The 24,450-nt window shown below is 68.4% G+C and carries 24 protein-coding genes, 1 tRNA gene and 1 riboswitch; of the genes, 9 read left to right on the top strand and 16 right to left on the bottom strand.

What is annotated here, in order from left to right:
• Positions 1-20: 20 nt before the first annotated feature.
• From INQ41_RS01665 to pnuC, 3 genes are all read left to right on the top strand, one after another.
• A complete protein-coding gene (locus tag INQ41_RS01665; protein ID WP_193985669.1) occupies positions 21-1,157 on the top strand; it encodes a phosphotransferase enzyme family protein in 1,137 nt (378 codons plus the stop codon).
• Positions 1,158-1,196: 39 nt separating this feature from the next.
• Positions 1,197-1,290, top strand: a riboswitch (TPP riboswitch).
• 67 nt (positions 1,291-1,357) lie between these two features.
• A complete protein-coding gene (locus tag INQ41_RS01660; RefSeq protein ID WP_193985668.1) occupies positions 1,358-3,529 on the top strand; it encodes a TonB-dependent siderophore receptor in 2,172 nt (723 codons plus the stop codon).
• Positions 3,526-4,116 carry a nicotinamide riboside transporter PnuC gene (gene pnuC, locus INQ41_RS01655; protein ID WP_193985666.1) on the top strand — a complete coding sequence of 197 codons (591 nt, stop codon included), beginning with the start codon at positions 3,526-3,528 and terminating at the stop codon, positions 4,114-4,116. The genes INQ41_RS01660 and pnuC overlap by 4 nt, the downstream gene beginning before the upstream one ends.
• A gap of 49 nt (positions 4,117-4,165) precedes the next feature.
• Here pnuC and INQ41_RS01650 read toward each other — a convergent pair whose 3' ends face one another.
• From INQ41_RS01650 to hppD, 3 genes are all read right to left on the bottom strand, one after another.
• On the bottom strand, positions 4,166-4,831 hold the full coding sequence (locus tag INQ41_RS01650) for a lectin (RefSeq protein WP_228076662.1): 666 nt from the start codon (positions 4,829-4,831) through the stop codon (positions 4,166-4,168).
• A gap of 103 nt (positions 4,832-4,934) precedes the next feature.
• Entirely contained in the window at positions 4,935-6,218 is a 1,284-nt protein-coding gene (hmgA, locus tag INQ41_RS01645; RefSeq protein WP_193985664.1) for a homogentisate 1,2-dioxygenase, read from the bottom strand.
• A 121-nt stretch (positions 6,219-6,339) separates the two neighbouring features.
• Positions 6,340-7,431, bottom strand: a complete 1,092-nt coding sequence (gene hppD, locus INQ41_RS01640) for a 4-hydroxyphenylpyruvate dioxygenase (protein ID WP_193985662.1) — start codon at positions 7,429-7,431, stop codon at positions 6,340-6,342.
• Positions 7,432-7,529: 98 nt separating this feature from the next.
• On the opposite strand from hppD, the gene INQ41_RS01635 reads away from it, so the two are divergent.
• On the top strand, positions 7,530-8,066 hold the full coding sequence (locus INQ41_RS01635; RefSeq protein ID WP_193985660.1) for a MarR family winged helix-turn-helix transcriptional regulator: 537 nt from the start codon (positions 7,530-7,532) through the stop codon (positions 8,064-8,066).
• Positions 8,067-8,162: 96 nt separating this feature from the next.
• Here the strand turns inward: INQ41_RS01635 and INQ41_RS01630 are convergent, their stop codons facing one another.
• Both INQ41_RS01630 and INQ41_RS01625 read right to left on the bottom strand, forming a co-directional pair.
• Entirely contained in the window at positions 8,163-9,794 is a 1,632-nt protein-coding gene (locus INQ41_RS01630) for a peptide MFS transporter (RefSeq protein WP_193985659.1), read from the bottom strand.
• 175 nt (positions 9,795-9,969) lie between these two features.
• A complete protein-coding gene (locus INQ41_RS01625; protein ID WP_193985657.1) occupies positions 9,970-10,827 on the bottom strand; it encodes a tryptophan 2,3-dioxygenase in 858 nt (285 codons plus the stop codon).
• 134 nt (positions 10,828-10,961) lie between these two features.
• On the opposite strand from INQ41_RS01625, the gene pdhA reads away from it, so the two are divergent.
• From pdhA to INQ41_RS01610, 3 genes are all read left to right on the top strand, one after another.
• The gene (pdhA, locus tag INQ41_RS01620) at positions 10,962-12,035 is read left to right on the top strand and encodes a pyruvate dehydrogenase (acetyl-transferring) E1 component subunit alpha (RefSeq protein WP_193985655.1); all 1,074 of its coding nucleotides are present in this window, start codon (positions 10,962-10,964) and stop codon (positions 12,033-12,035) included.
• Positions 12,032-13,033 carry an alpha-ketoacid dehydrogenase subunit beta gene (locus tag INQ41_RS01615; protein ID WP_193985653.1) on the top strand — a complete coding sequence of 334 codons (1,002 nt, stop codon included), beginning with the start codon at positions 12,032-12,034 and terminating at the stop codon, positions 13,031-13,033. The genes pdhA and INQ41_RS01615 overlap by 4 nt, the downstream gene beginning before the upstream one ends.
• Positions 13,034-13,117: 84 nt before the next feature.
• Positions 13,118-14,527: a dihydrolipoamide acetyltransferase family protein gene (locus tag INQ41_RS01610; protein WP_193985652.1), complete on the top strand. Its 1,410-nt coding sequence runs from the start codon at positions 13,118-13,120 to the stop codon at positions 14,525-14,527.
• Positions 14,528-14,661: 134 nt separating this feature from the next.
• On the opposite strand, the gene INQ41_RS01605 is transcribed toward INQ41_RS01610, so the two are convergent.
• The 8 genes from INQ41_RS01605 to INQ41_RS01570 all read right to left on the bottom strand — a co-directional run bounded on the left by INQ41_RS01605 (position 14,662) and on the right by INQ41_RS01570 (position 20,554).
• Positions 14,662-16,005 carry a tryptophan--tRNA ligase gene (locus INQ41_RS01605; protein WP_193985650.1) on the bottom strand — a complete coding sequence of 448 codons (1,344 nt, stop codon included), beginning with the start codon at positions 16,003-16,005 and terminating at the stop codon, positions 14,662-14,664.
• 189 nt (positions 16,006-16,194) lie between these two features.
• Complete coding sequence (locus INQ41_RS01600) at positions 16,195-16,395, bottom strand: CsbD family protein (RefSeq protein WP_193985648.1); 201 nt, start codon at positions 16,393-16,395, stop codon at positions 16,195-16,197.
• 228 nt (positions 16,396-16,623) lie between these two features.
• Positions 16,624-16,776: an entericidin A/B family lipoprotein gene (locus INQ41_RS01595; RefSeq protein ID WP_043959166.1), complete on the bottom strand. Its 153-nt coding sequence runs from the start codon at positions 16,774-16,776 to the stop codon at positions 16,624-16,626.
• 158 nt (positions 16,777-16,934) lie between these two features.
• A complete protein-coding gene (rocF, locus tag INQ41_RS01590) occupies positions 16,935-17,858 on the bottom strand; it encodes an arginase (protein ID WP_193985646.1) in 924 nt (307 codons plus the stop codon).
• 16 nt (positions 17,859-17,874) lie between these two features.
• A tRNA-Thr gene (locus INQ41_RS01585) sits at positions 17,875-17,950 on the bottom strand.
• Positions 17,951-17,962: 12 nt separating this feature from the next.
• Entirely contained in the window at positions 17,963-18,703 is a 741-nt protein-coding gene (locus tag INQ41_RS01580; RefSeq protein ID WP_193985644.1) for an SPOR domain-containing protein, read from the bottom strand.
• Positions 18,704-18,740: 37 nt separating this feature from the next.
• Positions 18,741-19,499 (bottom strand): type III pantothenate kinase, encoded by a 759-nt coding sequence (locus tag INQ41_RS01575; protein WP_193985642.1) that lies wholly within the window; start codon positions 19,497-19,499, stop codon positions 18,741-18,743.
• Complete coding sequence (locus tag INQ41_RS01570) at positions 19,496-20,554, bottom strand: biotin--[acetyl-CoA-carboxylase] ligase (RefSeq protein WP_193985640.1); 1,059 nt, start codon at positions 20,552-20,554, stop codon at positions 19,496-19,498. Before INQ41_RS01570 ends, INQ41_RS01575 begins: the two co-directional genes overlap by 4 nt.
• 166 nt (positions 20,555-20,720) lie before the next feature.
• Here INQ41_RS01570 and INQ41_RS01565 point away from each other — a divergent pair, with 166 nt between their 5' ends.
• The gene (locus INQ41_RS01565) at positions 20,721-20,981 is read left to right on the top strand and encodes a hypothetical protein (RefSeq protein WP_193985638.1); all 261 of its coding nucleotides are present in this window, start codon (positions 20,721-20,723) and stop codon (positions 20,979-20,981) included.
• A gap of 111 nt (positions 20,982-21,092) precedes the next feature.
• Positions 21,093-21,806 (top strand): M90 family metallopeptidase, encoded by a 714-nt coding sequence (locus INQ41_RS01560; RefSeq protein ID WP_193985636.1) that lies wholly within the window; start codon positions 21,093-21,095, stop codon positions 21,804-21,806.
• 6 nt (positions 21,807-21,812) lie between these two features.
• On the opposite strand, the gene INQ41_RS01555 is transcribed toward INQ41_RS01560, so the two are convergent.
• The 3 genes from INQ41_RS01555 to INQ41_RS01545 form a co-directional block, all read right to left on the bottom strand.
• Positions 21,813-23,210: an ATP-binding protein gene (locus INQ41_RS01555; RefSeq protein WP_193985634.1), complete on the bottom strand. Its 1,398-nt coding sequence runs from the start codon at positions 23,208-23,210 to the stop codon at positions 21,813-21,815.
• A gap of 24 nt (positions 23,211-23,234) precedes the next feature.
• Entirely contained in the window at positions 23,235-23,918 is a 684-nt protein-coding gene (locus tag INQ41_RS01550) for a response regulator transcription factor (RefSeq protein ID WP_043959170.1), read from the bottom strand.
• 69 nt (positions 23,919-23,987) lie between these two features.
• Positions 23,988-24,386 (bottom strand): PepSY domain-containing protein, encoded by a 399-nt coding sequence (locus INQ41_RS01545; RefSeq protein ID WP_228076661.1) that lies wholly within the window; start codon positions 24,384-24,386, stop codon positions 23,988-23,990.
• Between the last annotated feature and the right edge of the window lie 64 nt (positions 24,387-24,450).

The raw sequence follows: 24,450 nt of genomic DNA, 5'->3' as shown, positions 1-24,450 counted from the left end.
CGCGCCGCGAGCTGCCGCCGATGAGCCCGCTGGAGCACCGCGTCCAGGGTTTCCACAACGATGAGGTGCCGGCCGATTGGCCCGCCATCAGCGATGCCGAAATCGGGTGGCTGCGCGGTTGCTTCCCGCAACTGGAAGGCGACGCCCCCGTGTCGTGGCACAGTCCGCGCCCGTTGTCGGCGGCGGCCATCGTGCAGACAGGCTCCGGGCCGGTTTTCCTCAAGCGCCATCACCGCAGCGTGCGCACCGCGGCATGCCTGATGGAGGAGCACCGCTTCATCGCCCACCTTGCCGGGGCCGGGGCGCCGGTGGTGCGCGTGTTGCACGATCGCGATGGCGCCAGTGCGCTCGAACAGGGCGACTGGACCTGGGAACTGCACGCGGTGGGCGAGGGGATCGACCTGTACCGCGATGCGCCCTCATGGACGCCCCTGGTCGACCTCGGCCAGGCACGCGACGCGGGCCGGATGCTGGCGGTGCTGCACCGGGCATCGGCCGGTTACCGCGCACCGCAACGCAGCACCCACCTGCTGGTGGCCCGCGACGACCTGATCCGCTCCTCCGATCCGATCGCGATGCTCGAACGCGACCTCGCCGAGCGCCCGGCGCTGGCGGCCTACCTGCAGCGCCAATCCTGGCATCGCGACCTGCGCCAGAGCGTGCTGCCCTGGCACGCCGGCATGGCCGAACGCCTGCAGGCCGAGCCACGGCTGTGGGCCCACAACGACTGGCACGCGTCCAACCTGCTCTGGCGCCACGATGGCGGCCGGATGGTGGTGGACACCGTGTTCGACTTCGGCCTGGCCTCCCCGACCAGCGCATTGTTCGACCTCGCCACCGCCATCGAGCGCAACGCGATCGCCTGGCTGTCGCTCGAGCAGGGGGCGCAGGCAGTGCACGCCGGGACGGCGCTTGCCCTGCTCGACGGCTACCGCGAAGTGCTGCCGCTGCCGGCGCCGCGGGTGCACCTGCTGGCTGACCTGCTGCCGCTGGTGCACGTCGATTTTGCGTTGTCGGAAGTGGAATATTTCCACGGCGTCACCGGCTCGAGCGCCAACGCCGACGCGGCCTACCACGGTTTCCTGCTCGGTCATGCACAGTGGTTCGCCAGCCGCGACGGGCGAGCCCTGCTCGATGCCGTGCACGCCGCCGCCTGACCGGCGACGGGCCAACCGGTGGCGGCTGTGGTCTAATACGCGCTGAAGCGGGGGTGCCTGGACGACAGGCTGAGAGAGTCCCTTGGAACCTGATCCGGTTTGCACCGGCGTAGGGAGCTTTGAGCAGCAGGCACACCGCCTTCGTGGCCCGGTGGGCCTGTGCGCCTTCGCTTCGTCTCCCTTGGCTGATGACGAATCGAATGAACCGCTACTACCCCATCTCCCTGTTGAGCGCCGCCCTGTGCGCAGCGTTCCCCCTGTACGCGCAGGATGCCGCGGAAGACGCGAGCGATCCCTCCCCGACCGAACTCGCCACGGTACGCGTCGTGGCGGAGAAATCGGCCCCGCAGGCGGTCCAGTCCAGCAGCTTTGGCGCTGGCGACTGGAAGGACACCCCGGCGTCGGCCCGGGTGCTGGACCGTGAACTGCTCGACAGGCGCCAGGTCCGCACGCTGTCCGAACTGGCCCGCAACGACGCGTCGATGGGCGACAGCTACGCCCCGGTCGGCTACTACCAGAATGTTGCGATCCGCGGGTTTGCGCTGGATACCGGCACCGGCTACCGCTTCAATGGCCTGGCCATCGCCGGTGAGCAACGCCTTGCCCTGGAAAACATCCAGCGCGTGGAGATCCTCAAGGGCGCGGCGGGACTGGCGGCCGGCGTCATGGCGCCCGGCGGCATCATCAACTACGTCGGCAAACGGCCCGCCCAGGTCCGCACGCTGACCGTTGGCACGGACGAGGAAGGGTCGCGCTATGCCGCCGTGGATGTCGGCCACTGGCTGACGCCGCGGCTGGGCGTGCGCGTCAATGCGGCCTGGGACGACAGCGCCTCCTATATCGAGCACGCCGATGGCCGGCGCAACTTCTATTCGCTGGCCGCCGACTGGCTGATCGGCGAGCGCAGCAAGCTGGAGGTCGATGCCAACTACCAGACCAGCACGCAGCGCTCCGCCTCCGGCTACCAGCTGCTGGGCGGGGTGGCGCTGCCCGGCAGGGTCGACCGCACCCACATGCTCGGCTACCAGGCGTGGCAGCAGCCGGTCGGGATCGACAGCACCAACATCACCGTGCAGCACACCTACGATCTCAGCCCGGAGTGGCAGTCACGCGTGGCCGCCAGCCACAGCCGGACGGTGATCGACGACAGCGTCGCCTTTGCCTACGGCTGTTACTACGCTCCGCAATGCGCCGACGGCAGCGTGCCCGGCAATGCGTTTGCGCCCAACGGCGACTACGACATCTACGATTACCGCAGCCCGGACGACACCCGTCGCAACCGCGAGCTGCGCGCCGAGCTCAGGGGCCGGTTCGCCACCGGCGCCATCGGCCATGAACTGACCGTCGGGGTCGACGCGTTCGATCGCACCGTGGACAGGCACCGCAACGTCAACGCCTACGTCGGCACGGGCAACATCCACGACGCGCAGGTCCCGCAGTTCCTGCCCTCCGAGCTGATGCCCGGTCCGCTGGTGCGACGCCTGGACAGCCGGCAGACAGCCGCCTTCGCGCTGGACCGCATCAGCTTCGGCGATGATTGGCAGTGGCTGGCCGGCGGCCGCTACGTGCGCTTGGACGAGCGCAGCTACAGCAAGCGCGGCGCGCCGGAGCGCAACGACACGCTGTCGCGCTTCCTGCCCCAGACCGCACTGATCTGGAATGCCACCGCCCACACCAGCGCGTACGCCAGCTACGTGGCCGGACTGTCGCTCGGCGAAGAAGCCCCGTTCTGGACCTCCAATGACGGGGCCTTCCTGCCGTCGGTGCTGTCGCGCCAGGTCGAAGTGGGCGCCAAGTTCGCGGCCTCGGACGCGCTGAGCGTCGGCGCTGCCCTGTTCCGCATCACCCGGCCGTTCCAGTACGCCATGCCCGACGGCAGCGACGCGGGGTTTACGTTTGTCGAGGCGGGCCGGCAGGTTCATACCGGACTGGAACTGACCGCCGACGGGCAGCTCAGCGAACGTCTGCAGGTGTCCGCCAGTGCCGCGGTGCTGGAGGCACGGGCGAACGACACCGGCACCGCGGCCTACCAGGGCCATCAACTGATCAACGTGCCAAAGACGCGCGCCAGCGTGCATGCCGATTACCAGTTGCCGTTCGCTCCCGGCCTGAGTGTCGCTGGCGGTTGGCGCTATGCCTCGGCCAACGTGGCCACCGCCGACGGCCGCACGCGCGCACCGGCCTACAGCGTCGTCGACGCCGGACTGCGGTTCCAGCACCGGATGGCCGACCGCGCCGTCAGCTGGAACCTCTCGGTGGACAACGTCTTCAATCGCTTCTACTGGCGTGACACCGGCAGCAGCTCGGGTGATTACTACCTGTTCCCCGGCGCCCCACGCCAGCTGCGGCTGTCGGTGACCTTCGCCCTATGAGCGCGAGCGTGCTGGAGTGGTCGGCGGTCGCCTTCAGCATCCTGGGCGTCTGGCTGATGGCGCAGCGGCGGATGCTGGCCTGGCCGGTGGGCGTGATCTCGGTCGTGCTGTACGCGCTGGTGTTCGCCGGCGCCCGGCTGTACTCCGATGCGCTGCTGCAGATCGCGTTCGCCGGTTTCCTGTTGTACGGCTGGTGGCATTGGCACCACCAGGCGCAACCCGATGGTCGGATCATCATCGCGTCGCTGGCCCGCCCGCACGCCATCCGCGACCTCGGCCTGGGCGTCGCCTTCGGCATCGCCCTGGGCGCGGCGATGCACCACTTCACCGACGCCGCCCTGCCGTGGCTGGACGCGATGCTGGCGGCGCTCAGCCTGGTCGCGCAGTGGTGGCAAGCGCGGCGCCACGCCGCTGCGTGGTGGCTGTGGATTGCTGTGGACGTCGTCTACGTGGGCATGTACGTGATCAAGTCGCTCAACGTCACCGCCGCGCTGTATCTGGTGTTTGTTGCGCTCGCGGTGAACGGCCTGCGCGCGTGGACGGCGGCCGACAGGGCGTCAGGCGATCCGGGTCGCGCTGGAGGATGACGCCGCGCCGGCGCCAGCCTTCGGCGCGCAGCGTGGCGTGGTGCCTGCTTCAGCTGCAGCCTTCGACGTAGTCGACCTGCGGCGGCAGGCCGACCCGCCATTCGGTGACGTTCCCGCCGCCATCGGTCTCAAAGATCAGGACGTGCGGACCGCCATCTTCAGTGATGCGCAGATAGTGGCCGTCGGGGACGTATTTGTGCCCCGACGAGGTCACCCGACCGGGATACAGCGCGTCGATCCGCGCGGTGTCCATGCCGCGCTTGCCGCCGCCCGGGGCGACGAGGTCGTCGGCGCTCACCGAGTAGCGCACGAAGGTCCCGTCCTCGAACATCATCGCGAAGCGGGAAATATCGCTCTGGCCGGCCGGACTGAGGTGGTAGCACTGCGAGTGGTCCGCCGGTGTGCCGACAAGCTCTCCGGGCCAGACCAGTTTCACCTGCTCGTCGTCCATCCCGAACTGGGCCTCGCCGAATCCGTCCCAGTGCGCCAGGCTGTCCGTCGCCGCGCCCTGTCCGGGCATCGCGCTGCCCGGCGGCGCGGTTGCCGGAGGCACATCCTCGTAGGGCTGGTCGATCGCGCCGGGGTCGGCTGCATCGGTGCTGGTGCTGTCACCGGCAACGCCACTGGCTGCAGCGCCGGGCGAAGGCGCGTTGCACCCCGTCAGCGCAAGAACGAGCGCCAGTGACACGGCGTTTGACCATCGATAGACACGCATTCCATTCTCCCGTCGGCAATGCCGGGGAGGCTAGCGCGTCGATGTGAACGCAGCGAGAGGTCCCTGCCGCATCACACCGCAGGCACGCACCCTTTTCGGCAGCCTAGCCGGTGAAGTGCTTTTCCAGACCCGCCCAGCACGCCTGGTAATCGCGCTGCCGATGCCTGGCCGCCAGCGCCTGCGTCGTCGGCCGGATCACCGCGCGCGTCTCGAACATGAAGGCCATCGTCCCGCTGATGACGTCCGGCCTGGACAGGTCGGCTTTGGACGCCTTGTCGAAGGTCGCCGCGTCCGGTCCGTGCCCGGTCATCGAGTTGTGCAGCGAACTGCCGCCGGGGACAAAACCCTCGGCCTTGGCGTCGTACGCGCCGTGGATCAGGCCCATGTACTCGCTGGCAATGTTGCGGTGGAACCACGGTGGCCGGAACGTGTCCTGGGCCACCAGCCAGCGCGGCGGGAAGATCGCGAAATCGATGTTGCTGGTGCCTGGCGTGTCGCTGGGCGAGTGCAGCACCAGGAAGATGCTCGGATCCGGGTGGTCGTAGCTGATCGTGCCGATCGTGTTGAAGCGGCGCAGGTCGTATTTGCATGGGGCGTAGTTGCCGTGCCAGCCGACCACGTCCAGCGGCGAATGGCCGATGTCGGCGCGCCACAGATGGCCCTGGAACTTGCCAACCAGCTCGAACGCCTTGTCCTTTGGCGCATCGATGTCTTCGAATGCGGCCTCGGGGATCAGGAAGTCGCGCGGGTTGGCCAGGCCGTTGCTGCCGATCGGGCCCAGATCGGGCAGCCGGAACATCGCGCCGAAGTTCTCGCACACGTAGCCGCGGGCGGTCCCGTCGAGCAGCTCGACCCGGAAACGCACGCCGCGCGGGATCAGCGCGATCTCCTGCGGCTCGACCTCCAGCACGCCCAGCTCGGTGGCGATGCGCAGGCGACCGAGCTGGGGAACGATCAGCAGCTCGCCGTCGGCGTTGTAGAAAAAGCGGTCCTGCATCGACCGGGTCGCCGCGTACAGGTGGATGCCGATGCCGGCCTGCCCCTCGGCCGAGCCGTTGCCGGCCATGGTGAACAGGCCATCGACGAAGTCGGTGGGCGCTTCGGGCATCGGCAGCGGGTCCCAGCGCAGCTGGTCGGGGGTGACCGGGCCGGACTGGAAGTCGTTGTGGAAGCGCGGCTGCTCGAACGGCGAGAAGGCCCCGTGCATCGCCGCCGGGCGGATCCGGTACAGCCAGCTGCGCCGGTTGGCATGCCGAGGCGCGGTGAACGCCGTGCCGGTCAGCTGCTCGGCGTAGAGCCCGTGCGCGACCTTCTGCGGCGAGTTGCGCCCCTCCGGCAGCGTGCCCGGCAGTGCCTGCGTGGCGAACTCGTTACCGAAGCCGCTCATGTATCCGTTTCCGTGCACGCTCCGCTCCTCACCCGATGTGACGACGACGCACCGCGCCGCCTTAGATGCCGAACCGCGACCGGCGCAACGCCGGCCACGGGGAACCGCTACCGCCGCGCGATCAGAGCACGCCGCGCTTCATCTGGTCGCGCTCGATGCTCTCGAACAGCGCCTGGAAGTTGCCTTCGCCGAAGCCCTCGTTGCCCTTGCGCTGGATGATCTCGAAGAAGATCGGTCCGATCGCATTGGTGGTGAAGATCTGCAGCAGCTTGCGCTGCTTGGTCTCCGGATCGGCGTCGATCAGGATCTTGTTGCGGGCCAGGCGCGGGACGTCCTCGCCGTGGTTGGGAATGCGCTGGTCGATCACCTCGAAGTAGGCATCGGGCGTGTCAAGGAACTCGACGCCGGCCTCGCGCATCTTCTCCACCGTCCCGTAGATGTCATCGGTGAAGCAGGCGATGTGCTGGATGCCCTCGCCCTTGTACGCGTCCAAGTACTCGTTGATCTGGCTCTTGGGGTCGTTGGACTCGTTCAGCGGGATGCGCACGATGCCGTCCGGCGCGGTCATCGCCTTCGACACCAGGCCGGTCTTGGCGCCCTTGATGTCGAAATAGCGGATCTCGCGGAAGTTGAACAGCTTCTCGTAGTACTCCGACCACTTGGCCATGTTGCCGAAGTACAGGTTGTGGGTCAGGTGGTCGATGAAGGTCAGGCCGAACCCGACCGGGTTCTGGTCCGCGCCCTGCACCGGCAGGAAGTCGGTGTAGGCGCTGCCCTTCGCGCCGTACTGATCGACCAGGTACAGCATGCAATCACCGATGCCCTTGATCACCGGCGCATCGATCGCCTTGCTGTCGGCCTTGTCGGTGATCGCCTCTCCGCCGTTGCCCAGCACCGTCGCATACACGTGGTCGGCGGGCTGCTTGAAGCGGATCGCAAACCCGGTGGCGCTGGGGCCGTGCGCCTTGGCGAAGTCGGCGGCGAAGCTGTCGGGATCGTCATTCACCAGCAGGTTGACGCCGCCCTGGCGGTACAGGGTGATCGGCCGGGTCTTGTGCTGCATCACGGCGGTGAAGCCGAGCTTTCGGAAGTAGTCGTGCAGCATCTCGCCCTGGCCCTGCGGCGCGGCGAACTCGACGAACTCGAAGCCGTCGATACCCAGCGGGTTTTCAAACGTGGTGACCTGCATGCCGAGGTTGGGCTGTGCGCTCATGGGGACTCCTGGGGGACGGGCGGCTGGGCGGGATTGCACCTGCGCCGGATAACAGCGTTATAGTTTCATATGAAACCATATGCAAGGTGCGATGCAGCATGAACAGCGAGCGTCCCGGACCCGCGCAGCTCGAACTGGAGCGCTTTCTCCCCTATCGCCTGTCGGTGTTGTCCAACCGGCTCAGCGCCGCGATTGCGCGGCTCTACGCCGAGCGCTTCTCGCTGGGGATGACCGAATGGCGGGTGATGGCGGTGCTGGGCCGCTACCCGGATCTGTCCGCCAGCGAGGTCACCGGGCGCACCGCGATGGACAAGGTCGCCGTCAGCCGCGCGGTCGCCCGCCTGATCGATGCCGAGTGGCTGCAGCGAAGTCCCCACGCCGACGACCGCCGACGCTCCGTGCTGCGCCTGAGCGAGGCCGGGCACGCGGTGTATGACGAAGTCGCGCCGATGGCGCTGGCGTTCGAGCAGCGACTGTTCGGCGACATCGGCCCGGCCCAGCTGGACCGGCTGTTCGCGCTGCTGGACCGCCTCGACGCCCTCGACATCGAAGCCGAGGCTGAGGCTGAGTCCGAGGCCGAGCCCGATGCAGACCCGGAACCGGCGTCCGACCGGGCGTCCGGCGCCGCGAAGTAGCACCGCCCCAACGCAGGACGGCGACCCGAAGGCCGCCGTCCTGACTGCCCGGTCCGCCATCGTTGCCGACGGCCCGGGCTGCTTCCACGTGGCGCCTTACTTCTGCTCGCGCTCGGGATGGGTACCCGCTGCTGCGGGCTCGCCGATTTCGTTCTGGCCCGCCAGCGCGTAGTCCACGCCGTTGCTGTCCATCCCTTCGTGCATCAGGCGCCGGACCAGCGGCGAGATCACGATCACCGCCACGCCCACGCCGATCGCGACCCAGCCAATGGTGGCGTACACCGACAGCACCGGCGCGGCGTCGGTGAGGTCCTCCTCGCCTGCGCCTCCGGTCGCGCTGGCAATCAGGCCGGCGATGAAGTTGCCCGCCGCGCTGGACAGGAACCACGTGCCCATCATCAGGCTCAGCATGCTCGCGGGCGCCAGCTTGGTCATCGCCGACAGGCCCACCGGCGACAGGCACAGCTCACCCATCGTGTGCAGCAGGTAGATCAGGAAGATGAAGATCACCGGGGTCATGTTGTCCGTCCCGACCGCCGCGGCGCCGGCGACCAGCACCAGAAAACCACCGCCCAGCTGGACCAGGCCGAGGCCGAACTTGGCCGGCGTGGACGGCTCCAGGCCGCGTCGCGCCAGCCAGGTCCACAGCCAGGCGAAGATCGGCGCCAGGGTGATGATGTAGATCGAGTTGATCGACTGGAACATGCCCGCAGGCACCGTCCAGCCGAACAGCACGCGATCGACATGGCGGTCGGTGAACACGTTCAGCGACGAACCGGCCTGTTCAAACAGCGCCCAGAACAGCGGCTGCAGGCCGATCAGGAACATCGCCGCCAGGATGCGGTCACGCGCGATCTTGTCCAGCTTGGCCACGACGTTGTAGAGCAGCCAGATGACCACCACCGCGCCGGTCGCACCCAGCAGGCCACCGACCACCGACTGGTACTGGACCAGGAACCACACCAGCACCACGCCGCCCAGCGACGCCAGGTAGATCGCCCACTCGTTGGACAGGCCAACCACGCTGCGGCGCTTGAGCATCGCGGCGTCCGGCGCTTCGCCGTTGCCTTTCAGGTACGGCCGGCCGAGCACGAACACCAGCAGTCCCAGCAGCATGCCGACGCCGGCTGCGCCGAAGCCCCAGCTCCAGCCCCAGTCCGGGCTCATGCCCAGGTAGCTGACCAGCAGCGAGCCCAGCGCGGCACCCAGGTTGATGCCCATGTAGAAAATCGTGAACGCCGGATCGCGCCGCGCATCACCCTGGCGGTACAGCTGCCCCACCAGCACCGAGATGTTGGCCTTCAGGAAGCCCACGCCCATGATGATGAAAGCCAGCGCCAGCCAGAAAATGTCGATGTGCAGCGACGACTGGATCTGCTCGGCGCTGATGCCCGACGCCGGACCGGGGCCTTCGTAGGCCATCAGGCCATGGCCGATCACCAGCAGGATCGCGCCGAACTGGACCGCCTTGCGTTGCCCCAGCCAGCGATCGGCGATGTAGCCGCCCACCACCGGCGTGATGTACACCAGCGCGGTGTAGGCGCCATAGATGACGTAGGCCTTCTCTTCGGCGAACAGCCAGTGCTGCAGCAGGTAGAAGATCAGGATCGCGCGCATGCCGTAGTAGGAGAAGCGCTCCCACATCTCGGCGAAGAACAGGACGAACAGACCGCGCGGATGGCCGAGGAAGGTCTTTTCCTCGATGTTGGAACCTGGATGGCTGGCCACTGCTGTTGCTTCTCCCCGGGAAGTGGTCGACGCCGTGACGGCCGCCTGTCTGGAAATGCCCTACCGCTGCGCGGCAGTCAGTACGGGCGGATCGGTCCGGCAGGTCGCCGGACGAAGCGACTAGGTTTAACCACGGCGCGCGGGTGCGTCAACCGCGCTGATGGCTGAATGGGGGTTACCCCATGCCAATCCGGGTCCGCACCTCGAACAGCTCCGGGAAGAAGGTCAGGTCCAGCGCCTTCTTCAGGAAGTCCACGCCGGACGAGCCGCCGGTGCCGCGCTTGAAGCCGATGATCCGCATCACCGTGCGCATGTGGCGGAAACGCCACAGCTGGAACTGACTCTCCAGATCGACCAGGTCCTCACACAGATGGTAGGCCTGCCAGTTTTCGCCGGACTCCTCGTAGATCCGCTCCAGCACCGGCAGCAAGGCGGGATCAGAGACGTGGCTGCGGGTCCAGTCCCGCTCCAGCAGGTGGGCGGGCACGTCATGGCCGTGGCGAGCCAGATAGCGCAGCGCCTCGTCGTACAGGCTCGGGCCCTCCAGTGCGGCACGCAGCGTGGCCTCGGCGGCCGGGTCGTGGGCGAAGACCTGCAGCATGCCGGCGTTCTTGTTGCCCAGCAGGAACTCCATCTCGCGGTACTGCAGCGACTGGAAGCCCGAGGACGGGCCGAGGGTGTCGCGGAATTTCATGTAGTCCGCCGGCGTCAGCGTTTCCAGCACCGACCACATCTCGGTCAACTGGCGCAGCACCTGCTTGCAGCGGGCGAATCCCTTCTGGCAGGCGCCCAGGTCGTCGGCGCGCAGATGCACGATCGCCGCCTTCAGCTCGTGGATGATCAGCTTCAGCCACAGCTCGGACACCTGGTGCTGGACGATGAACAGCATCTCGTCGTGCTCGGGCGGATCGGACACCGGCTGCTGCGCATCCAGGAGACGGTCCAGGCGCAGGTAGCCGCCATAGCTCATCCGTCCGGCCAGGTCGGTGTGGATGCCGGTTTCCAGTGCGCGCTCGTTGGTGTCCGAAGTCATGGCCGCTCCTCAGCTAACTCCCAAGCCTAACCGATCAAAACGCCGCCGCGACGGCTTTTGCGGCAGCGCGCAACGGTCTTTCGACGCCGGACCGGTATCATGGGCAACTTTCGTGGGCTCCTGGGAATCAAGCAATGAAGGTTGCTGCGACATTTGAAATCAAGTACATGCAATACCTTGGCGAGGACGGCAAGCCGGTCGGCGAACTGCCCGAGGCGTTCCGCGATCCCAAGACACTGGTGCCGCTGTTCAAGCAGATGCTGTTCGTGCGGACCTTCGACAGCAAGGCGATCAAGCTGCAGCGCACCGGCAAGCTGGGCACGTATGCCGCCAGCCTGGGCCATGAGGCGACCCACGTCGGCATCGGCGCCTCGATGCGGCCCGAGGACGTGTTCGCCCCCAGCTACCGCGAGTACGGCGCGCAGTTCATGCGCGGGGTGAAACCGCGCGACGTGCTGCTCTACTGGGGCGGCGACGAGCGTGGCAACGACTTCGCCGACGCGCCGCACGACTACCCCTGGTGCGTGCCGATCTCGACCCAGTGCCTGATGGCGGCCGGCGCGGCGCTGTCGTTCAAATTGCGCAAGCAGCCTCGCATTGCCGTGGCGTGCTGCGGCGATGGCGGCTCGTCGAAGACCGATTTCTACGCTGCGCTCAACTCGGCCGGCGCGTTCACCTCGCCGCTGGTGTTGTGCGTGATCAACAACGGCTGGGCGATCTCGGTGCCCCGCCACGCGCAGACCGGTGCCGAGACGCTCGCCCAGAAGGGCCTGGCCGGCGGCCTGCACTGCCTGCAGGTGGACGGCAACGACCTGATCGCGGTTCTGGAAGCGATGCGCCTGGCCACCGAGCGTGCGCGCAACGGCGAAGGCGGCAGCGTGATCGAGTTCATGACCTACCGCCTGCACGACCACACCACCGCCGATGACGCCAGCCGCTACCGCGACGAGGCCGAGGTGAAGGACGGCTGGACCCGCGAGCCGATGCTGCGCCTGCGCACCTACTTGACCGACCAGGGCCTTTGGTCGGAGGAGCAGGAGGCGGAGTGGATCGAGGAGTGCGGCCGCCTGGTCGACATCGAGATCAACGCCTATCTGGAAACCCCGGTGCAGCCGGTCGAGGCGATGTTCGACTACCTCTACGCCGATCCACCGCCGGACCTGCTGGAACAGCGCCAACAAGCCATCGACCGGGAGGGCCGGGCATGAGCACCACCACCAATGCCCCCGCCGCAATTACCCTGATCGAGGCGCTGACCCAGGCGATGGCCTACGAGTTGCGCGCCGATGACAGCGTCGTGGTGCTGGGCGAGGACGTCGGCGTCAACGGCGGCGTGTTCCGCGCCACCGCCGGCCTGCACGCGAAGTTCGGTTCCGACCGCGTCATCGATACGCCACTGGACGAGACCACCATCGCCGGCCTGACCGTGGGCATGGCCAGCCAGGGCATGCGGCCGATCGCCGAGGCCCAGTTCGACGGCTTCATGTACCCGATGGTCGACTTCATCGTCTGCCACGCCGCGCGCATGCGCTACCGCACCCGCGGCCGGCTGACCTGCCCGATGGTGCTGCGCGTGCCCTGGGGCGGCGGCATCCGTGCGCCGGAGCACCACAGCGAGGCCAACGAGGCGATCTTCACCAACGTGCCCGGCCTGCGCGTGGTCATGCCGTCATCGCCGCAGCGCGCCTACGGCATGCTGCTGGCGGCGATCCGCGAGCCCGACCCGGTGATCTTCTTCGAGCCCAAGCGCATCTACCGCCAGTACAAGGAGGTCGTGCCCGACGACGGCGAGGCCCTGCCGCTGGACGTCTGCTACGTGCTGCGCGACGGGACCGACGTGACCCTGGTGACCTGGGGCGCGCAGGTGAAGGAAGCGCTGGAGGCCGCCGAGAAGCTGGAGGCCGAAGGCATCAGCGCCGAGGTCATCGACGTCGCCACCCTGCGACCGCTGGACTTCGCGACGATCGCCGAGTCGGTGTCGCGGACCGGACGCTGCGTGATCGTGCACGAGGCGCCCAAGACCGCAGGCTTCGGTGCCGAGATCGCCGCGCGTCTGGCCGAGGAGTCGATGTACGACCTGGTCGCCCCGGTCGAGCGCGTCACCGGCTACGACACCCACATCCCGCTGTTCCGCCTGGAGATGAAGTACCTGCCCAGCGTTGAGCGGGTGGTCGAGGCGGCCCGGCGCGCGATGGCGGCCAGCTGAGCCAACGCGCCAGAATTCCACCGATGCCATGCCGGGCGCTCCGGGCGCCCACGCAGATAGGCCCAAGCACATAGAAGGACTGCCATGAGCAACAAGAACACGTTCTACCTGCCCGACCTGGGCGAGGGCCTGCCGGACGCGACCATCGTGGAATGGTCGGTCAAGGTGGGCGACACGATCCGCCTGGACGAGACGCTGGTATCGATGGAGACCGCCAAGGCGGTGGTCGAGTTGCCCTCGCCGGTGTCGGGCAAGATCCTCAAGCTGGCCGGTGAGGCCGGCGACGTCGTCAATACCGGCGCGATGCTGGTCGAGTTCGAGGTCGATGCCTCGCTGCCCCAGCGGGCGGCAGGCCAGGACACCGGGCACGGCCACGGACCTCCGGCGCCGGGCAAGGGCGTGGGCAGCGAGGATCCGGGCCGCGACGACAAGGTGGTCGCCTCCGACGACGGCGGCGCGATCAGTGCCGACGGCGAGGCGCCTGCCGAAGGCGCGCCGCGCGCGGACAGCGGCACGGTGGTCGGCGCGATGCAGTCCTCCGATGCGGTGCGCAGCGAGCAGGCCAGCACCGCCGGTGGCGTCAAGGCGATGCCGGCCGTGCGCGCCATGGCCCGCAAGCTGAAGGTCGACCTGAGCCGCGTGGCCGCCACCGGCACCGACGGCGTGGTCACCATGGCCGATGTCAAGAAAGCCGCCGCTGACGGCAGCGCGGCCGTGGGTGCCGCACCGGTCCGCCAGTCGCCAGCCGCAGCCCCCGCGCCGGCTGCACAACCCGCCGCCAACCCCGCTGCCGCGCGCAGCACCCTGTCGCAGGCCGGCAAGCCGATGCGCACCCAGCCGCCGGGCGTCGCCGCCAGCGGCCAGCCCGAACAGCTCAAGGGCGTGCGTCGCAACATGGCCCGCGTGATGGCAGCGGCGCACGCGCAGGTCGTGCCGACGACCCTGGTCGATGACGCCGACCTGCATGGCTGGATCGGCAAGCAGGACATCACCGCGCGCCTTATCCGCGCCATCTGCAATGCCTGCAAGGAAGTTCCCGCGCTCAACGCCTGGTTCGACGGCGACAAGCTGGTGCGCACGCTGCATCCGCATGTCGACATCGGCATTGCGGTGGACACCGACGATGGCCTGTTCGTGCCCGCCCTGCGCAACGCGGACGTGCTCGACGGCAACGGCATCCGTTCGGCGATCAAGCGCCTGCGCGCGCAGGTCGAGGACCGTTCGATCCCGGCCAGCGAGCTGTCGGGCTACACCATCAGCCTGTCCAACTTCGGCATGTTCGCCGGCCGCTATGCCACGCCGGTGGTGGTGCCGCCGACGGTGGCGATTGTCGGCGCCGGCAAGCTCTCCCACGACGTGGTCGCGGTGATCGGTGGCATCGAGGTGCACCGGCGGATGCCGATTTCGCTGACCTTCGACCATCGCGCCGCCACCGGTGGCGAGGCCGCGCGGTTCCTGAAGGCGCTGCTGGACGACCTGGCGCTGCCCAACTGACCGAAGGCTCCGGCTTTTGGCACCGCTGTAACGCAGGAAGCCGGGGCGACCCGGCTTCCTACTGTGTGCGGTGACGGTTGGAGTCCCACTTCCCCGGGCCGGCGCGGCCGGCGCGGTCATCTGCCCATCAGAATCTAGCGCGCGTCCGCTGCCTTCTGCGCCGCCTTGCGCGCATCCTCCGCAGCCAGCGCGGCCAAAGCGCTGTGCACCTCGTCGGCAAAAACGCCTTCGCCCAGCGTGAGCGCGGGATCGGCGGGCGCGTAACCGTCGCGGCGCAGGACCGCGATGTGCTGGCCGGCATCGCGCGGCGAATCGAAACCGCCGCTCTGCAGCAACACGCGCTCGTCGGTCATCAGCTTGAAGTAGAACCGTCCGTCGCCCTCGCGGTACTGCTTGAACACCGGCAGAGACGGTTTGCCGGGCTCTGCCGTGGACGAGAAACCGCCCGCGGGAACCTGCGACAGCGGACGCAGGCCAACCGCCTCGCGCAGTCCGGCCAGGCGCGGTGCGGCCAGCGTGTCGCGCAGGCGCGCAGCGCCATCGCGCAGGATCGCCTCGATCTCTTCGGGCCGGGCCATCAGCGACTCGTACTTCTCGCGCAGCGGCGCGATCTCCGCGTCGATGCGCTCAAACAGGGCCTCTTTCGCCTCGCCCCACGCGATGCCGTCGGCAAACGCCTGCCGCATGGATGCGGTTTCGCTTGCATCTGCAAACGCCTGGTAGAGCTGGAAGACGTTGGAGGCGTCCGCGTCCTTGGCCTGACCGGGCGCCAGCGAGTCGGTGACGATCGAATAGATCAGCTTCTTCAGCTCCGGACGCGGGCAGAACAGCGGGATGGTGTTGTCGTAGCTCTTGCTCATCTTGCGGCCGTCCAAGCCCGGCAAGGTGGCCACCTGCTCCTCGATCACTGCTTCGGGCAGCACGAAGTGCTCGTTGCCCGCGCCGCCATATAGATGGTTGAAGCGCTGGGCGAAATCGCGCGCCATCTCGATGTGCTGGATCTGGTCGCGTCCCACCGGCACCTTGTGCGCATTGAACAGCAGGATGTCGGCCGCCATCAGCACCGGGTACATGAACAGCCCGGCGGAAATGCCCGCGTCATCGTCCTCTCCGGCCTCTCGGTTCTTGTCGACCGAAGCCTTGTAGGCGTGCGCGCGGTTGAGCACGCCCTTGCCGGCGACGCAGGTCAGCAGCCAGTTCAGCTCCGCTATTTCGGGCACATCGGACTGGCGGTAGAACCAGACCTGCTCCGGCGCCAGGCCGCAGGCCAGCCACGTCGCCGCGATTTCCAGGGTGGATCGCTGCACGCGCGCCGGGTCCTGGACCTTGATGAGGGCGTGGTAGTCGGCGAGGAAATAGAACGCCTCCACGTCCGCGCGCAGGCTGCTGGCAACCGCGGGCCGGATCGCGCCGACGTAGTTGCCTAGATGCGGAGTGCCGGAGGTGGTGATGCCGGTAAGGACGCGGGTCTGCTGCATGGTGCACGGGGGGTCTGGTGGCGGGCCAGTGTACCCGGCCGATCCGATTGCACACGCGGGTAAGGCGTCGGGGCGGGGTGCGCACATGAAAACGGGCCGGTTTCCCGGCCCGTCGTAATGCGACTCTCGATGTATGCGCTGCAGTGCGACCGGCGACGCCAATGCGTCGGGGTCAGCGCCGCTGCGGTATCAGTCGAGCGTGCGACCGAAGTTCGACACTTCTTCCTCGGCGCGCTCGCGGGTCCAGCCGTACTGCTCCTGCAGCTTGCCCGCCAGATACTCCGAGTTGCCCTCGGCAACATCGAACACGTCGTCGGTCAGGTCGCCCCATTTGGCCTTCGCCTTGCCCTTCACCTGGGTCCACTTGCCGGCAATGATGTCCTTGTTCATGGTGTCTAACCTCGTTTATCTGTGGGGAAATGCGGTTCGTTAACCACGCAGCCACGATCGCACGGTGCATGTTCACGGCAGGTCATCGCTGCGTCACGGCTGACTTCATCAACCTGAACACTGCTTGGGTTCGGGCTTAAACGTGGGAAACAAAAAACCGGGTTGCCCCGGTCTTTTGTTGTTCCTGTTACCTGCGATCCGCGCAATGGCGGCTCGGGTGACTGCCTGTCAGCAGCGGCCGTCCTTGCAGTCCTCGGCCTTCTTCTCGACCTTCTCACCGGCCTTCTGCACGTCCTGGCCGGCTCCGGCCATGGTGTTGCACGCAGTCAGCATTCCCAGCGAAAACATCGACACCATCATCAGGGCAATAACACGCTTCATCGCTTTCTCCTTTTTGCCGGGTCGGACCACGATGGCCAGAACACCTCGGTGGTATGGATCCGGTCGCCATGAATGCGACCTTGGCGACATCATCGCGTGACTGGATGTGAAGTCAGCGTGGACCGCGGCGGCTGGTCGAAAAAACCGCGGGGTCCCGTTCAGGCGCGCATCAGCGTGGACTTGCCGAACAGGCTCTCCACCAGATCCACCGCCACCAGCGCCGTCATGTTGTCGCGGTCGAGGATGGGATTGAGCTCCATGATGTCCAGTGACGCCATGCGCCCGCTGTCGGCGATCATCTCCATCACCAGTTGCGCCTCGCGGTAGTTCGGCCCGCCCGGCACGGTGGTGCCAACGCCCGGGGCCACGCTGGGGTCGAGGAAGTCGACGTCGAAGCTGACGTGCAGGTGGGTGTCATCGTCCATTCCGGCCAACGCCTCCTCCATGACCTGCTTCATCCCGACCTCGTCGATGTAGCGCATGTCGTAGACGTCCAGTCCGTACTCCTTGACCAGACGCTTCTCGCCCTCATCCACCGAGCGGATGCCGACCTGGCGCACGGCCGAGGGATCCATCGCCGGTGCATTGCCGCCCAGATGGGTCAACTGGCGGGGCCCCAGGCCACACAGGCAGGCCACGGGCATGCCGTGGATATTGCCCGACGGGGTGACCTCACTGGTGTTGAAGTCCGCGTGCGCGTCCAGCCAGAGCAGGCGCAGCTTCTTGCCGGTCTCCCGGCAGTGACGCGCGACGGCGGTGACGGAGCCGATGCCCAGGCAATGGTCGCCGCCGAGCAGGACCGGCATGCGGCCTGCAGCCAGCTCGGCATACACCGCCTCCATCGCCAGCCGGTTCCACTCGGTGACCTCGTCGATGTGGCGGTAGCCCTCGACCGGCCCGATCCACGGATTGCGCGGCCCGTCCAGGTTGCCGCGATCCACGACGTCCACGCCGCGCGCCTGCAGGGCCTCGCCCAGACCGGCGATCCGCAGCGCTTCCGGCCCCAGGCGTCCGCCCTGGTGACCGGCGCCCACGTCGGTGGGCGCGCCAATTAGGGATACGGGGGGATAGCTGCGCTTCATGCGGACCTCCATGCCTTGGTGCCGGCTGTCAGAGTCGAACTGACGACCTACCGCTTACAAGGCGGTTGCTCTACCAACTGAGCTAAGCCGGCGAAACGCCAATTCTAGCGCGCCGCGGGAGTATCCCCCAGTTCCGCGTGCGCAGTCGCCGCGCGCGGCGCCAGATCGTCGCAACTCACTGCTTGGGTGCGCGCGGCGGCCAGTTGCGCGCGGGCGGCTTCGGCGTCGAACGGCGCGTCGGTGGCGATGACGAGCCAATGTTCTTCCGGGCCTGCTCCCACCGGCTCGACGACGACGTCAAACCCGGCCTTGCGCAGGGTCTCGCCGCGCATCTGCGCGGCCTGCTCGTTGCGGAACAGACCCAGCGCAATGGCGTTCGCGTCGTCGCCCTCGCGGATGACGTAGTAGTCCTTGAAGCCGGTCGCAACGATCCGCTGGGCCACGGCGTCGGCCTCGGCGGCGCTGGACATCGCCGGCAGCAGGACCCGCCAGCTGCGCGGCGCGCGACCGGGTTCGGCGCGGACCGTGGTCTGGACCACCTGCGCGCCTGGGTCGCTGCCGGCCAGGCCCTCCAACCGGATGCGCTTGCCCAGCGCGGATGCGATGTCGGCCGTGTCGTAGGGACCGAAACTGGCGCACTGGGCGGGGATGACCGACATCCTCGGCGCCGTGGCTTGCGTTGGTTCGTCCGGCTCGGCGGCGTCTGTCACCAGCTGCAGGCGCTCCACGCCTGGCGGGCTGTCGGTCGGCGCGGCGGGCGGCGTCGACCCGGTCGCCAGCGCGCCCCACAGCGCAACGCCCAGGTTGAGCACCAGCAGCAGGATGACCAGGGCGCGTATCAACATGGCGGCGATTGTAGCCGCCCGGGCGCGGCAGTCGGACTCAAGCGGGTTTCTCGATCGCGGCCCATTGCGCGAGACCGTCCAGGACCAGGCGCGGCGACCAGCGCGCCTGCCGCAGCAAGGCCCGCAGCTCCTCGCCGCCACCGCCGTGCAGATACAGGATTGGCGCGGCGCCCAGGCGCGTCTGGGCATCGGCCAGGCTGCGCTCGATCAGCCCCAGCGCTGCCCCGACACATCCGGAAACCAGTGCATCAGGCGTGTCCACGGCGAAGTCCACGTAGCGGCCGCCGCTGGGCGGCAGCTGTGCCACCTGCTGGTTGAGCGCCTGGCGCATCAGGGTCGGTGAAGGCGCGATGCGCCCGCCGACGTGTCGTGCCTCGGCGTCGATCAGGTCCAGGGTCAGCGCGGTGCCGACCCCGCACACCAGCACCGGCGTGCCCGGGTGGGTGCCCCTGGCATGGTCGTGTGCTGCGATCATCGCCAGAAACCGGTCGACCCCCAGCCGCGCGGGATCGGCGTAGGCGATGCGCAGCTCGCCCCATCGTCGCTGCGTTCGCGCCAGCGAAATGCGTTGGCAGCGAGCCGCCAGCAGGTCCAGCAGCGCGACCCGCAGACCTTCATCGGCGACGCTGGCCAGATAGGCGACTTCCATCCGCGGCGGCAGCCGCGCCGCCAGCGCGGCGAGATCGGCACCGCGGTGCTCGAGGGCAATCGCCTCACCAACGCGGCCGTCGAGGTCCAGCGGAGCGATCTTCAGCCGCGTGTTGCCCAGGTCCATCACCCAGCGCTGTCGGCTCATGTCATGCCACCGATGCGGCGCACGCTGACCTCGCCGGCGTGGAAGTGGCGCTCGGACCCCTGCTCCGTCCTTACCCGCAGGGACCCGTCAGTTGCCAGGCCGACGGCGATCCCGTCGACGCAGCCGGCCTCGCTGGTGATGCGCACGGGCTGGCCGGCGATCGCATCAACGGCGGCATAGCGCGCCAGCAGCGGGCCCAGCCCCGACCTTTCGAAGCTGTCCAGCGCGGACACCCAATGGGTGATGATCGCCGCCGCGATGGCGCTGCGTGAGGGGGTCGGCACCGGCAGCCCGGCGAGGTCGCACCAGGGCTGCTCGATCCGGTCGCCGAAGCGATTGGGCATCCGCACGTTCACCCCGACGCCGATCACCGCCCGTGCCGGTCCGCCCTGATGGCCGCCGCCATCCACCAGCAGCCCGCCCAGCTTGCGCAGGCTGCTGTCCGCCGCCGGCACCACCAGGTCGTTGGGCCATTTCAGCCGCACCCTGTCGTAACCCAGCCCGTGCAGCGCCTCGACGGTGGCCACCCCGGCCGCCAGGCTGAGCCCGCCCAGCCGCGCCCACCCAGCGCCAAAGGTGCGAGCCAGCGACAGGTACACGTGGGCGCCCAGCGGCGAGCTCCAGTCCTTGCCGCGGCGACCGCGACCCCCGCTCTGGCCTTCGGCGAGCAGGACGCTGGCGGCACCGTTCGCGGCGAGGGGACGTCGCTGCAGCTCGCTGTTGGTGGAATCGAGTACCCACGCCAGCTCCAGCGACGCGGTCCGCGCCCGCACCTGCGCTGGCAGACGCTCCAGGATGGCATCGCTGTCGAGCAGCTCGAACGGTTCCGTCAGCGCGTACCTGCCGTCAGCCTGCTCGCCGACCGGCACGCCCGCCTCGCGCAGGGTGTGGCTGTGCCTGCGCATTTCTTCGACGTCACCGCCCGAAGCGTCGGGAGCGACCGGGCCGCGGAGCAGGCGGACCAGCAACGCCCGGACCTCATCGGCAACCACGTCCGGGGGCCCGGGTTGGATGTCAGCGTGGCGCGTGTCTGCAGGAGGGGTCGGGGCAACCATGGCAGCGATTATGCGCGACTGGCCTGCCGGGCTGGCGCGACCGGACGCCCGCGGTCCGGCCAGGACGGAGCATAATCCGCCCATAGGGGGTTGTGGCAGCGCCGTCAAGCCAATTCGCGTTATAGTCATTGACTGGCCGGGACCTGCCCGACCCACCGAGGTGCCCATGCTCCGAATCCCCTTTATCGTGTTGATTGCCTTGATGAGCTCTGCGGCGATGGCCGGCGAAGGCAGCATGGGCGTGCCCGATGGCGCGGATTGCCCGCCCGGACACAGCGCGGAGCCGGAAGCCACCGCGAGCTCTGCGAGTGACCGCACGGCGCCGGCACGCGAGAGCAAGCTGACCCCGGACCTCCACGGCGATCTCCCGGTCAGCCGCTCGCAGTCGACCCGCTGGCACAGTTTCCTGCCCGGCATGTTCCGCTGATCAGCGGACGCTTCGCGCCGCGCCGCTGAGTTCCGCGCGCGCGCTTTTTTCCTGTCGCGTGCGACTGCCTTGATCGATCGTTTGTTCCGCCGGTGGCGCCCGCCTGCGCCGATGGATGACCGCCTCTGGACGGACGTCCGCGCCACGCTTCCCTGGGTGGCCGCGCTGGATCATGAGCGCGAACTGCGCCTGCGCGAGCTGGCCTCGCGCTTCCTGCACGACAAGACGATCACCCCGGTGGCCGGGCTGGCGCTGGACCAGCCCCAGCGCGCAACACTGGCTGCACTGTGCTGCCTTCCGCTGCTCGAATTCGGCGAGCAGGGCCTGCACGGCTGGTCGCAGCTGATCGTCTATCCCGAGGCGTTCCGGGTCGAACGCAGCCACGTCGACGCGGCCGGCGTGCTGCACGAAGGGAACGACGAGTTGATCGGCGAGGCCTGGGAGGCCGGCCCGGTGATCTTGTCCTGGGCGGACGTGATGGCCGATTGCGCCGATGCGCACGCCGGGTTCTGCGTGGCGGCGCACGAGATCGCCCACAAGCTGGACGCGCTGGACGGCGTGCTCGACGGCACTCCGCCCCTGCCGCGCGAGTGGCAGCGCGAGTGGGCGCGTGATTTCCAGAGTGCGTACGACGCCCTGGTGGCCGACCTGGAGGCCGGGCGCGACAGCCTGATCGATCCGTACGCCGCCGAGGCACCGGAGGAATTCTTCGCGGTCGCCACCGAGTACCACTTCAGCGACCCGCACACCCTGCTGGACGCCATGCCCCGGGTGGCCGCGCACCTGGTCCGCCTGTACGGCCCCGCGCCGTTCGCGGCCCGCTGAGCGCGCTCAGATCCGCGGCGGCAGGCGCACCTCGAACCGGGCGCCCCCGAGCTCCTCGGAGCTGCCCACATCGAGCGTGCCGCGGTAGCCGCGGATGATGTCCTGCACGATCGCCAGTCCGATGCCGTGTCCCTGCACGCGCTCATCCCCGCGCACGCCGCGTTGCAGGACCAGCGCGACCTTCTCCGGCGCGATGCCCGGTCCATCGTCATCCACCGTGATCAGCAGGCCGGGCCTGCGATTGGGCGCGACCTCGCCGGGCTTGACCGTCAACAGCACGCGCGAGCGTGCCCACTTGAACGCGTTCTCCAGCAGGTTGCCGAGCAGTTCCTGCAGGTCGCCGACCTCGCCATGGAACTGCACGCCGGGCGCCAGATCGAATTCACACAGCGCGCCCTTGGCGGCGTAGACCTTCTCCAGGCTTTGCACCAGCGCCTCGGCGTGCGGCTCCACGTCGACCGGCGCGGAGAACAGCGCATGGCCACCCGACGCGGCGCGCGCCAGCTGGTAGGAGACCAGGTCGCTCATCCGCTGCAGCTGGGTGGCGACGTCCTCGCGCAGCTCGGTCTCGGGCGCGTCGTCGTCCAGGCGCGTGCGCAGCACGGCCAGCGGCGTCTTCAGGCTGTGCGCCAGATCGGCCAGCGTGTTGCGCTGCTGCTCCAGGTTCTCGCGCTCGCTTTCGATGAACGCGTTGATGCTTTCGGCCAGCGGCTCCAGCTCGCGCGGATGGCGCTCGCTCATGCGCGAGGTGACGCCGCGCTGGACCTGCTTGAGCTCCTCGATCACGCGCCGCAGCGGATGCAGGCTCCAGCGCAGGATCAGGCCCTGCAGCAGCAGCAGCACCAGCCCCGCACCGCCCAGGTAGCGCCACAACGCACGGCGGAAGACCTCCACCTGGCGGCTCAGCGCGGCGGTGTCCTCCAGGATGTAGATCGTGTACGGAAATTCGGCGTCGGGATCATCACCGCTGGCGTAAATCAGGCCGCGGCCGTAGCGGTACGCCTGCCCGGGCTCCCCGCTGATCTCGGTGATCTCCAGCGGGCCCTCGAAGATCTCCGAGCGGGCTTCCAGCAGGCGCCCCTCGGGGAGCAGCGGGCCCACCGAGGAGGACGAGTTCCATTCCAGGCCCTTGGGCAGCACGACCTCGGCGTACAGGCCGCTGCCGGGCCGGTCGAAACGCGGATCGGGCGGCATGTAGGGCGGGATGAAGGTGCCGTCGCGGGCGAAATCGCTGTCGGCATAGGCCAGCGCGTAGCTGCGCATGCGCTGGTAGAGATTGCTCTCGGCGGTGTCCAGGAACGCGCGGTCCAGGGCGACGCCGGCCAGCGCCAGGAACGCCACCAGACCGAGACTCGCCGCCAGCAGTTGGCGCGCCTGCAGGGAGCTGGGCTGGGCCCGGCTCATGCGTGCAACGTGCCCCGGCCGGAACTACTCGCCGCTGCGCGGCAGGGCAAAGCGGTAACCACGGCCACGCACCGTCTCGATCGGTTTCAAAGTGCCTTCGGGATCCAGCTTCTTGCGCAGGCGGCCGATGAAGACCTCCAGCACATTGGAGTCGCGGTCAAAGTCCTGCTGGTAGATGTGCTCGGTGAGGTCGGCCTTGGAGACCAGTTCACCGGCGTGCATCATCAGGTATTCCAGCACCTTGTACTCGTAGCTGGTGAGGTCGACGTTGGCGTCGTCCACGCTGACGGTCTGCGCGGCCAGGTCCAGGGTGACCGGACCGCACTCCAGGGTCGGCTTGCTCCAGCCGGCGGCGCGGCGGACCAGCGCGTTGATCCGCGCCAGCAATTCCTCGACGTGGAAGGGTTTGACCAGATAGTCGTCGGCGCCGTGCTTCAGGCCTTCGACCTTGTCCTGCCAGCTGGAACGCGCGGTCAGGATCAGGATGGGAAATTTCTTGCCCTCGTCGCGCAGGGCCTGGATCAGCTCCATGCCCGACATCTTGGGCAGGCCCAGATCGATGATGCCGAGATCAAACGGGACTTCGCGGCCCATGTACAGGCCTTCCTCGCCATCCTGGGCGGCGTCCACGGCATACCCTTCGCGCTTGAGGCGGGCCGCGAGGGTCTCGCGCAACGGCGCTTCGTCTTCCACCAGCAGGATTCGCATGGATACTCCTTGGGACTTGTGTGTCGACGGTCCACCTGAACAGGCGGATCAGGCAACCAAGATGATGCCTCAGTTGTCGGCGCGGCGTGTAGACAGGGGCCGTTGCGACGCAGGCGTCGGGGTTCCACGGGGCGACGGCGCGTTGCCGCCGCGGGTCGGATCGTCGACGTAAACCCTTACCCGGCCGCTGGAATCCACGATCTTGATGCGGCTGACATCGCGTCCGTCGTAGGGCACGCGCTCGGCGCTGAGGACCTGTCCGCCCGTGCTGCGCTCGACCCGGCGCACCGCGTCCGACAGCGCGCGGTGGCTGTCGTTGCCGCGGCCGCGCCCCTCGTCCCGGTCGACCCGATCCCGATCCGGCTCGCGTGCCTTGTCCCGGGTCTGCGCCACGGCACTGCCCGCCACCGAGGCGGTGGCCGCGAGAAGCATCAGGCAAAGGGCAGCGAGGACGGAAGAGCTGGGCATGTTCAACGGACGGAGCACGTCGGCTTCGGAGCGGGAGCTGCGGTATTTCAGCGATTCATTCTCG

It is taken from the genome of Lysobacter ciconiae, assembly GCF_015209725.1.
Lineage (GTDB): Bacteria > Pseudomonadota > Gammaproteobacteria > Xanthomonadales > Xanthomonadaceae > Novilysobacter > Novilysobacter ciconiae.
Note: the sequence above shows the minus strand (reverse complement) of the source record. Positions and strands in the feature narration are given on the sequence as shown.

Coding starts and splice junctions, on each gene's coding strand:
- rocF (WP_193985646.1), bottom strand. CDS start 17,858: ATGAAGCGCAGCTATCCCCCCGTATCCCTAATTGGCGCGCCCACCGAC.
- INQ41_RS01550 (WP_043959170.1), bottom strand. CDS start 23,918: ATGCGAATCCTGCTGGTGGAAGACGAAGCGCCGTTGCGCGAGACCCTC.
- INQ41_RS01600 (WP_193985648.1), bottom strand. CDS start 16,395: ATGAACAAGGACATCATTGCCGGCAAGTGGACCCAGGTGAAGGGCAAG.
- INQ41_RS01660 (WP_193985668.1), top strand. CDS start 1,358: ATGAACCGCTACTACCCCATCTCCCTGTTGAGCGCCGCCCTGTGCGCA.
- pdhA (WP_193985655.1), top strand. CDS start 10,962: ATGAAGGTTGCTGCGACATTTGAAATCAAGTACATGCAATACCTTGGC.
- INQ41_RS01635 (WP_193985660.1), top strand. CDS start 7,530: ATGAACAGCGAGCGTCCCGGACCCGCGCAGCTCGAACTGGAGCGCTTT.
- hppD (WP_193985662.1), bottom strand. CDS start 7,431: ATGAGCGCACAGCCCAACCTCGGCATGCAGGTCACCACGTTTGAAAAC.
- INQ41_RS01555 (WP_193985634.1), bottom strand. CDS start 23,210: ATGAGCCGGGCCCAGCCCAGCTCCCTGCAGGCGCGCCAACTGCTGGCG.
- INQ41_RS01580 (WP_193985644.1), bottom strand. CDS start 18,703: ATGTTGATACGCGCCCTGGTCATCCTGCTGCTGGTGCTCAACCTGGGC.
- INQ41_RS01595 (WP_043959166.1), bottom strand. CDS start 16,776: ATGAAGCGTGTTATTGCCCTGATGATGGTGTCGATGTTTTCGCTGGGA.
- INQ41_RS01650 (WP_228076662.1), bottom strand. CDS start 4,831: ATGCGTGTCTATCGATGGTCAAACGCCGTGTCACTGGCGCTCGTTCTT.
- INQ41_RS01625 (WP_193985657.1), bottom strand. CDS start 10,827: ATGACTTCGGACACCAACGAGCGCGCACTGGAAACCGGCATCCACACC.
- INQ41_RS01615 (WP_193985653.1), top strand. CDS start 12,032: ATGAGCACCACCACCAATGCCCCCGCCGCAATTACCCTGATCGAGGCG.
- INQ41_RS01565 (WP_193985638.1), top strand. CDS start 20,721: ATGCTCCGAATCCCCTTTATCGTGTTGATTGCCTTGATGAGCTCTGCG.
- INQ41_RS01545 (WP_228076661.1), bottom strand. CDS start 24,386: ATGCCCAGCTCTTCCGTCCTCGCTGCCCTTTGCCTGATGCTTCTCGCG.
- INQ41_RS01610 (WP_193985652.1), top strand. CDS start 13,118: ATGAGCAACAAGAACACGTTCTACCTGCCCGACCTGGGCGAGGGCCTG.
- INQ41_RS01605 (WP_193985650.1), bottom strand. CDS start 16,005: ATGCAGCAGACCCGCGTCCTTACCGGCATCACCACCTCCGGCACTCCG.
- INQ41_RS01570 (WP_193985640.1), bottom strand. CDS start 20,554: ATGGTTGCCCCGACCCCTCCTGCAGACACGCGCCACGCTGACATCCAA.
- INQ41_RS01560 (WP_193985636.1), top strand. CDS start 21,093: ATGGATGACCGCCTCTGGACGGACGTCCGCGCCACGCTTCCCTGGGTG.
- hmgA (WP_193985664.1), bottom strand. CDS start 6,218: ATGAGCGGCTTCGGTAACGAGTTCGCCACGCAGGCACTGCCGGGCACG.
- INQ41_RS01665 (WP_193985669.1), top strand. CDS start 21: ATGAGCCCGCTGGAGCACCGCGTCCAGGGTTTCCACAACGATGAGGTG.
- pnuC (WP_193985666.1), top strand. CDS start 3,526: ATGAGCGCGAGCGTGCTGGAGTGGTCGGCGGTCGCCTTCAGCATCCTG.
- INQ41_RS01575 (WP_193985642.1), bottom strand. CDS start 19,499: ATGAGCCGACAGCGCTGGGTGATGGACCTGGGCAACACGCGGCTGAAG.